This window comes from Cohnella soli (genome assembly GCF_042655525.1).
GTDB classification, from domain to species: domain Bacteria; phylum Bacillota; class Bacilli; order Paenibacillales; family Paenibacillaceae; genus Cohnella; species Cohnella soli.
On record NZ_JBHSMI010000028.1, the window covers coordinates 661,041 to 670,539 of the forward strand.

Here is a 9,499-nt window from a genome sequence, read left to right on the forward strand (position 1 = left end):
AAAACAACAGATGACTGGGTGCACCTATGAAGACAGAGCGAGAAACGAGCACTATGAGAAAACAATTGACGGTACTTATCGGCATGCTTGCTGTCTTCGCCGTCGTTATATCCGTATTTATTTATGAATGGCTGAATCCTACGTTTCAATACCCTGAAGCGCGAGCGGGAGTGTTGGACGCCAGACAATGGAATTTTGCCGAGCAAGGAATCGTACCGTTGCGGGGGGAGTGGGAGTTCTATGAGAACAAGCTGCTGACTCCGCAAGATTTTCTCGCTAATGGCAACGAGCTGGAGCGGGAACGGCGCATCATTCGCGTTCCTGGAGGATGGAAGGATGTCGCTTCGTCCGGCAGCGGATACGGTGCGGGGACATACCGTCTGCGCATAAAGGTTAGCGACCCGGATTTTTATAGCTTGAGAGGCAAGAAGATTCGCATGTCCAGCCATATCTATATGAACGGGACAGACCTTGGCGGCACCGGCAAACCGAGTTTGTCGGCGGATCGATTCGTCCCTAGCAATCTTCCGTTTCTCGGTACGGTCAAAGCGGATATCGACACCATTGACATCATCATTCAGATAGCCAGCTACCGCTATTTGGAAGGCGGATTGGTGCAAGCGCCGGAATTCGGTTTAACGAATGATATATTGGCGAGGCGCGATAATGCCCGTCTGGCGGATATGATTGTCATCACTGCCATGCTGGTATTCGGAATTTACTTTGCAGGGATGTTTAAGGAATGGAGAAAAGAGCCCTATCTCGCCTTTTTTAGCTTGTTCTGTTTGTCGTTAGGACTGTTCTTCAGCATGGACAACGAAATCGTCATGGCGAACCTTTTCCCGGTTATGTCTTTCCTATTCTTGCAAAAAATGCTCTTTATCCTGCCTTACGTGGCCGTCTTGTCATTTGTCCTCTATGTATATCTGTACTTAGGCCATCGGGGAAGCGCGGGATATAAGTGGCTGAGATGGATTTCTTATGTCTACTTGGCCCTGCTGGTCGGTATGCCGAACGACTACTTAGTCGACCTTCTGTGGCTCGGCATCGCTTTGCAAATCGCCGCTTTCTCTTTCATGATTTATTGGATTTTCCGTTATCGGAATAGCGGGGTTCAAGTGTATTACATTCTGTTAGGCTTATTTTTCCTTATCATCAGTTGGGCGTATGCCCAGACACGATACCAATTAGCGTTGGACAACCCGTATTACATGATCGTAACGCCTCTTCTTCTCGTTCTGTCGCAATCGTTCCTCATGTCGGATCGGGTTCGCGAGGCGTACTTGCGGAACGAGAGGTTGGCCGAGCAACTTATTGCATACGACCGTCAAAAAGATGAGTTTCTCATCCACACCTCTCATGAATTCAAGACGCCGCTGCATGGCATTATCAATCTGGCGCAGGTGGTTATCGACCAGAGCGGCGAGAAGATGGCGCGGCGGCATCAGGAGAATCTGGTTTTTATCATTGCCCAGGCGACCCGCTTGTCTACGTTGGTGAACGATATTATCGATTTTCAGAGCTTGCAGCGCGGAAGCTTGACGTTCCACAACCGGTTCTTCGATGTCAGCGGTACGGTTCAGGGGACGCTCGAAGCACTGAAGTTTCTGCGCAAGAACGATCAGGTACGATTGATCAATCTGGTGCCTCCGGGAATCTACTATCAGTTCACTGACGAGAATCGACTCAAGCAAATTCTGGTGAACCTGGTAGGCAATGCGTTGAAGTTTACGGAACAAGGGAGCATCGCGGTGGCCGCAGAGCTGCGGGAAGGCTGGCTGCGACTGACGTTTGCGGATACCGGTACCGGGATGAGCGAAGAGCGGCGACGGGAGCTATTCCAAGCTGAGTTGTTCCATTACGGCGATGAGCCTGCGGTTTCGGCGTTTCAATCATCCGGTCTGGGGCTGAAAATATCGAAGGCGCTTGCGATACAAATGGGCGGCGATCTGGAGCTGCAGTGGTCGGAGCTCGGCAAAGGGTCTGTGTTCGAACTGCGGTTGCCGGAGACGACGGCCATGCAAAGGGAACGGGGAACTGCCCGGTTGGAAACCGCCGCAGGTCTGGAGCCGCAAATGCTCCCGGGAACAAACCCGCCGACGAAGGAAGCCGTTTCGTCTCCTACGGAAGAACGAACTGGCGAAGTGAAGATTTTGCTGGTTGATGACGACTCTTCTAATATCAAGGTGTTGCAAGAGTTGTTCGCGTCCAGTCGTTATCACGTTCTCGTGGCGTACAATGGAGCGGATGCGCTTAAGCTGATCCAGCAGCATCGCGACGATTTGTCTCTTGTCCTGCTCGATGTGATGATGCCCGAGCTTTCGGGGTATGAAGTGTGCAGACGTATTCGAGAGGAACACCCGCTCTACAAGCTGCCTGTGTTGCTTCTTACGGTACGCAACTCGCCGACAGATATCGCGATGGGTCTTGAGGCGGGAGCCAACGATTTCCTGGTGAAGCCGTTCAACGGCAAGGAACTGCTGGCCCGGGTGCAGACGTTGCTGCAATTGAAGGAAGCGGTCGAGCAGGCGATTCGCATGGAGACGCTGTTTCTGCAATCGCAGATCAAACCGCATTTTGTCTATAACGCCTTAAGCGGCATTATCTCGTTATGCTATAGCGATGGGGCGCGAGCAGGTAAGCTGTTGGGCGAATTCAGCAACTATTTACGATTGAGCTTTGATCTTGATCCCCGTCATGCCAAAGTCAGTCTGAACCGTGAACTGTCTCTCACCAAATCCTACGTTGAACTGGAGAAGGCACGTTTCGGCGAACGCCTGAACGTGGAATGGAAGGTAGACGTTTCGACGGAGACGTTGATTCCGGCGTTAATTGTGCAGCCTTTGGTCGAAAATGCGATCCGCCATGGTGTTATGAAACGGCTGTCTGGGGGCACGGTGGTCGTTCGGGCGCAGATGGAGCCGCAGGGTTTGCGGATCGCCGTTCAGGACGATGGAGTCGGCATGCCTACAGATCAGATTGATCGAGTTTTCCACCCGGATCGGCTCGACGGAAGTATCGGGATGATCAACGTACATAAGCGGCTGATGAATGAATACGGGCAAGGCTTGCGGATCGAGAGCTTTCAGGATAAGGGCACAACCGTCGTCTTCCTGATCCCCTCTCGCAAAGGATGGCTGAACCCTGACGGAAAGGCGGACGAAACAGGATGATGAAAGCCCTTGTTGTAGACGATGAGTGGTTGGTTGCGGAGCAAATCGACAGAATGCTCGTTCATGCCGGGGTGAAGGTGCTTGGCCGCTGCATGAATCCTCACGAGGCGCTCGGGATGGCGACAACGCTGCAGCCAGACGTGTTGTTTCTCGATATTGAAATGCCGGAGATGAGCGGGTTGGAAATTGCGGAGCGGGTATATGCGGACAAGCTCGACATGGAGGTCGTGTTCATTACCGCCTATAATCAATACGCGCTCGACGCTTTTCGGGTGAATGCGCTCGATTATTTGCTGAAGCCGGTGATGGAGGAGGATTTGCTGCGTTCGCTGGAACGGGTCGGACATAGGCGGCAGCAACGCGGAAGCGCTGTCGGCAGCGGGGGACAACGAACGGCCGTCGCCTCGCTGTTCGGCAAGTTCGCACTGCAATGGGAGGGCGATCCTGAGCCGGTTCGCTGGGTAACATCCAAGTGCGCCGAGTTGTTCGCCTATATGCTGCTGCAGCCCAGGGAGAAGGAAGTCAGCAAATGGGAGCTGGTCGAAGCGCTCTGGCCTGCCCAGAATACAGAGAAAGCGGGCATCAACCTTCGAAGCACGGTGAGCAGAATCAACAAGACGTTACGGGATTGTCGCTCGGGGATGGCTCTGGCTTCGGTCAGGAATGGCTACAGGCTGGTTTTGTCCGATGAGACGCCGATCGTGGACGCGGCGGAAATGGAGCTTGCCGTGCTGAATGCTGTCGAGCCGAACCCGGATAATCTGGCCCACGTCGAGCAACTCGTTCATCGCTGCAGCCGACCGTTCCTCCAAGAATTCGATGGCGTCTGGTGCGAGCCTTATCGCAAGCAATATCGCCAGTATTTCCTTCATCTGGGGAAAAGGCTGCTCTTGTATTACGAGAAGGCCGAGACGGAGCCATTCAAGGCCCTGAGGCTAGCAGAAATGCTCGTAGAACAAGACGCGTACGACGAATCTTTGCGAGAAGCGGCGCTGAAGCTCCATCATCGTATCGGCGGTACCCAACGTGTGGCCGACTACTATGAAGCCTATGCTGGGTTGATCCATACTGAGTTGGGAGCTAAGCCAGGCGATACTCTTACCGCGTTGCTTCGAGCCTTAACAAATTGACCCTATATCGCCATGAAGGAACCTGTGACTCGAAACGGGTTCCTTTTTGTTTTGCAACAATTTTGCAACATCTTCCCCGTTATAATGTCACCGTAAAGTAAATCGCCAAGAAGGCGGCAGCGGACGCTCACGCGGGACTTGAGGAAGTACGACGATCAGGAGAGGAAGATGCATGATGATCCCGAAGAAGAAGAAAGATAGAATTCGAAAAACGGCCTGCCTCTTACTCGCCGTTATCCTTTGGATACCGTTTCTTTCAATCGGAGACGGCAAGGCTGCGGCAGCGGGGGGCTGGTCGATGGTCGACGGCAACGGCCTTAACGTGAATCCTGCGAATCGGGCGGAATATCCCGCCATGGCCGAATTCAACGGCGAAGTTTATGTGGCTTGGCAGGAAAAAATCATCGGCAATAACCCCAATCAGATCAGAATCAAGAAGTATAACGGCACGGGCTGGACGAGTGTTGACGGCAACGGTCCGAACGGGATCAACATGAACTCGGGCAATGCGGGAACGAGACCTACGATGGCGGTTTATGACGGCGCCTTGTATGTCGCATGGGTCGAGGGGGTTACATCGTCTCTCGGTCAAATTCGGGTCAAGAAATATAGCAACACAGGCTGGTCTACGGCCGAAGGAAGCTCGACCGGACTTAACTACGATGGGAATAATGGTGCTAATAGCCCAACTTTGGCCGTATACAATAATGCTCTGTATGCGTCTTGGTCTGAAGCGGGTAAAATTTACGTCAAGAAGTATAGCGGCACGGAGTGGACGAGCGTCGACGGAGGCGCGAACGGATTAAACGTGAATCCGTCGGACGGTGCGTCATATCCTGCCCTTGCCGTAATGGGAAATGATTTATACGCGGTATGGTCCGAGTACAACGGAACCGTTGAAGTGCTTCGCGCAAAAAAGTACAATGGCACAGGCTGGATGACGATCGACGGAGGCGGTCTAAATGACAACATGAATAGCAGAGCGTTCTCTCCGTCGTTAGCTGCGGATAACGAAACCTTGTACTTAGCTTGGCATGAACCGACTTTTAGATTGGGAACGGACGACCGAATTCGGGTGATGAAATACGAGAATAATGCTTGGACAAGCCTTGGTGGTGCGAATGGAATCAACGTAGATCCCGCTTTCCGAGCCAACTACGTGAAATTAGCAGTCGTTAATCATGAAGTCTATGCTGTGTGGTCAGAAAACACGGGCCTGTGGGCGGGCGGGAGACCCGTCTTTAAAATTCGCGCGAAGAAATATACCGGATCGGGGTGGACGAGCGCCGAAGTCGGCTTAAACGGTCTTATCGCGGATCCTGCGAAGACCGCTATATATCCTGCCATAACCTCGCTAAACAATGCGATATTCGTAGCATGGCAGGAACAGAGCAGCACGGTTGATCAAGTTCGTGTAGCGATGTTGCCGCCTCCGGCCGTCAATAGCGTAACCGTGACCCCGAACCCTGTTACCCTAGCGCAAGGCGGAAGCAAGCAGCTTCAAGCTACGGTAGATGCGCAAGGAGGAGCGGCGGAGACGGTCACGTGGACAAGCAGCGACTCAAGCAATAAGGTGGCAGTGAGCAGCACCGGAAACGTAACCGTTACGGCGGACGCCACTCCAGGCGATTATACGATCATGGCGACATCTACGTTCAATAACAGCAAAATAGGAACAGCGACGATTACCGTCGTACCTCCTACCGTCAACAGCGTGTCGGTCAGCCCGGTTAGAGCTAACATTATGCAAGGTGGAAGCAGGCAGTTCAATACTTTAGTAAACGTGGTGGAAGGAACGGATAAGACGCTCACATGGACAAGCAGCGACTCCAGCAATAAGGTGGCGGTCAGTGCAGGTAACGTAACCGTTGCGTTGGACGCCGTGCCGGGAATTTATACGATCACGGCAACATCAACGGTGGACAGCAGCAAAAAAGGGACGGTGGAGATTACAGTCCTCGCAGCGCCAGCCATCAACAGCGTAACTGTCGCTCCGGGCACCTCCAACGTAGTGCAGGGCGGAAGCAAACAGCTCACGGCTTCGGTAGACGCGGTGGGGGGAGCAGCGACGACGGTCACATGGACAAGCAGCGACGTTACCAATAAAGTAGCGGTGAATAGCTCGGGGAAAGTGACCGTGGCGGCGGACGCAGAGTTGGGCGACTATACGATTACGGCAACATCAACGGTGAATAACGCTAAAAAAGGAACGGCGACGATTACGGTTACAGCCCCGCCGGTGCCAGAGACGAAGCCAGCAGCTGAGATCGACTACGTGTTGGAGCAGTTGACGGGATTGAAGCCGAATGAAGCTTACACGATCAACGGAACGTCGGTGACGGCGGACGGCAGCGGGAAAGTGACGATCAACAGCAGTTGGCCCGGCACATCAGTAAGTATAGTGAAGAAGGGCGACGGCACGACAACGACCGACAGCGTGGCGCAGATATTGAGCCTGCCGGCCCGCCCGACGAAGCCGAACGCAGGGAAGACGAACGAAACGACCTTCAACGGCAACGATGGGACGTTGACTAACGTAACTTCAGAAATGGAGTACAAGAAGGGAACGGGCGGCAGTTGGACGGAATTTACTGGAGAGGACGTAACAGGGCTTGAGCCGGATACGTATTACGTGCGTGTCAAAGCGACGTTTTCGTCTTTTGCATCTGCCGCTCAGACGGTAACGGTCGCAGCGTTTGTCGCACCTCCGGAAGCGACGCCAGCAGCGAAGATTGATTACGCAGCGGAACAACTGAAGGAATTGGAGCCGACTAGCACATACATCATTAATGGAACTGAAGTGACGACGGACGATACCGGCAAATTAGCGATTAACGGAAGCTGGTTGGGCTCGACTGTAAGCGTGGTGAAGAAAGGCAACGGGACGTCGAAAGCCAACAGTGCAGCACAGACGTTAAGCTTGCCAGCTCGCCCGGCGACACCGAACACAGGGAAGACGGACGAGACGTCCATCAACGGCAACAACGGTTCGCTTACAAACTTAACTTCGGCAATGGAGTACAAGAGAGGAGCGGCTGGCAGTTGGACGGACGTAACCGGAACGAGCATAACGGGGCAAGCACCGGATACGTATTATGTGCGCTTCAAAGCAACATCTTCTTCATTTGCATCTGAAGCGCAAGAGGTAACGATCGCGACGTTTGGATCAACGCAGGAGACGACACCAGAAGCGGAGATCGACTACGCTGCGGAACAATTAAAGGAATTGGAGCCGAACAGCACTTACACCATCAATGGAACGCCGGTGACAGCGGAAGGCGACGGGAAGGTGACGATTGACGTCACCTGGCTGGGTGAAACGCTGAGCATAGTGAAGAAGGGCGACAGAGAGACAACAACCGACAGCGAGGAGCAGTTGTTGAGCCTACCGTCCCGCCCGGCAGCCCCGATCAATGTTACAGTAACGGACGTCACGTATAACGGAGCGAATGACGGTTCGATTCGCAACGTAAATACTGGGATGGAGTTCAGGAGAGGAAATTCCGGAACATGGACAACGATAACCGGGACGACGGTTGACGGATTAGTGCCGGATGTCTATTACGTGCGGGTAGCCGCAAAGGAATCGACATTTGCCTCCATTCCTGCTCAAGTGACCATCCACGACTCGGATGCGACCATCCCGGCAGCTCCGAGCGTGAGTGCCGACGATACAAACAACGTGATTGTCGGCCTGGACACCACGATGGAATTCTCGGTTGACGGTGGAGCTTACGTTCGGTATAACGGAACGAACATGCCGCAGCTGAGCGGCGAGCATACGGTTCAAGTGCGGGTGGCAGCCAGCGGCTCCATTCCGGCAGGGCCGTCTACGACACTGATCTTCACAACGAATATTCCCGTTCCGGCTGGTGGTTTGACGATAACCTCTAGTGATCCGAGCGGCTCGGCGAATGACGGCAAAACCCGGATAACGGTAACGCCTGCCGCTGACGGGGCACATCGTCTCGTCTACTTCAATTTTGGCAGTGACCCTGTGGATGTGCCGAATGTTGGAGACACGCTTAGCAATTACTTGAACGTGCCAAGCGACCGCATGATCCTGGCAGCGAATGGGGACAAGATTGGCATCGCCGAGGTGGACGCGCAGGGCAGAGTCGTGAGGTTTGGTCAGACGACCGCGATTGTGACCGCTGAACCGCCGGGGCCTCAGCCAAGGATCGAAACATCGACCGATCCGATAGAAGAGGCCGTCGAAGTGCTCGTTAACGGCAAGGTTGAAAATGCGGGTAAAGCAACAACGACGGAATCGGGCGGTGTCAAGACGACGACGGTTGTTGTTGATCCGGCTAAGCTGAAGGCGAAGCTGGAAGTGGAGGGGTTGAAAGCAGTCGTCACTATTCCAGTCAAGTCTGCATCGAACGTCATTGTTGGCGAACTGAACGGCCAGATGGTTAAGAACATGGAAAACCTATCGGCAACGCTTGTTCTGCAGACCGGCAGGGGAACTTACACACTACCGGCCAAAGAAATCAACATTGACGAAGTCGCAAGCAAACTCGGCAACAATGTGAAGCTGGAGGACATTCAGTTAAAAGTCTCGGTTGCGCAAACGCCGGACTCAATGGCTAAGGTTGTCGAGAACGCAGGGGCGAAGGGCCAGTTTTCCGTTGTCCTGCCTGCGCTTGACTTCACCGTCACAGGAACATACGGCGGACGAACGGTCGAAATCACGACATTTAACGTCTATGTCGAACGCATGGTGGTTTTGCCGGACGGCATTGATCCTAATAAAATTACGACAGGCGTCGTTGTTGAGCCGGATGGAACGATACGTCACGTACCGACCAAAATCGTTCTCATAGAAGGCAAATATTACGCGCAAATCAATAGCTTGACGAACAGCACGTACACAGTCGTCTGGCATCCGCTCGAATTCCTGGATGTCGCGAACCATTGGGCGAAAGCCGCAGTTAACGACATGGGATCGCGGATGGTCATCGACGGTACGGGGGCAGGTCTGTTCAATCCTAATCGCGATATTACCCGTGCCGAGTTTGCAGCCATTCTTGTACGCGGATTGGGACTGAAACTGGAGAATAGATCGCCGGTGTTCTCCGACGTGAAGATGTCTGATTGGTTCAGCAGCGCGATTAACACAGCATATGCGTATAAGCTTATTAGCGGTTACGAGGATGGTACGTTCCGACCGAACGATAAGATTACGCGAGAACA

The 9,499-nt window shown here is 53.4% G+C and carries 3 protein-coding genes; all 3 read left to right on the forward strand.

Translation table 11 applies throughout. The annotated features are described in order from the left end of the window. Positions 1-53 precede the first annotated feature (53 nt). The gene (locus ACFPOF_RS18875; protein ID WP_378135432.1) at positions 54-3,173 is read left to right on the forward strand and encodes a hybrid sensor histidine kinase/response regulator; all 3,120 of its coding nucleotides are present in this window, start codon (positions 54-56) and stop codon (positions 3,171-3,173) included. After that, positions 3,170-4,303, forward strand: coding sequence for a response regulator (locus tag ACFPOF_RS18880; RefSeq protein ID WP_378135434.1), 1,134 nt, complete (start codon positions 3,170-3,172; stop codon positions 4,301-4,303). Before ACFPOF_RS18875 ends, ACFPOF_RS18880 begins: the two co-directional genes overlap by 4 nt. Before the next feature lie 172 nt (positions 4,304-4,475). Next, positions 4,476-9,499: S-layer homology domain-containing protein (locus ACFPOF_RS18885; protein WP_378135436.1), on the forward strand; the 5,024-nt coding region annotated here is incomplete at its 3' end.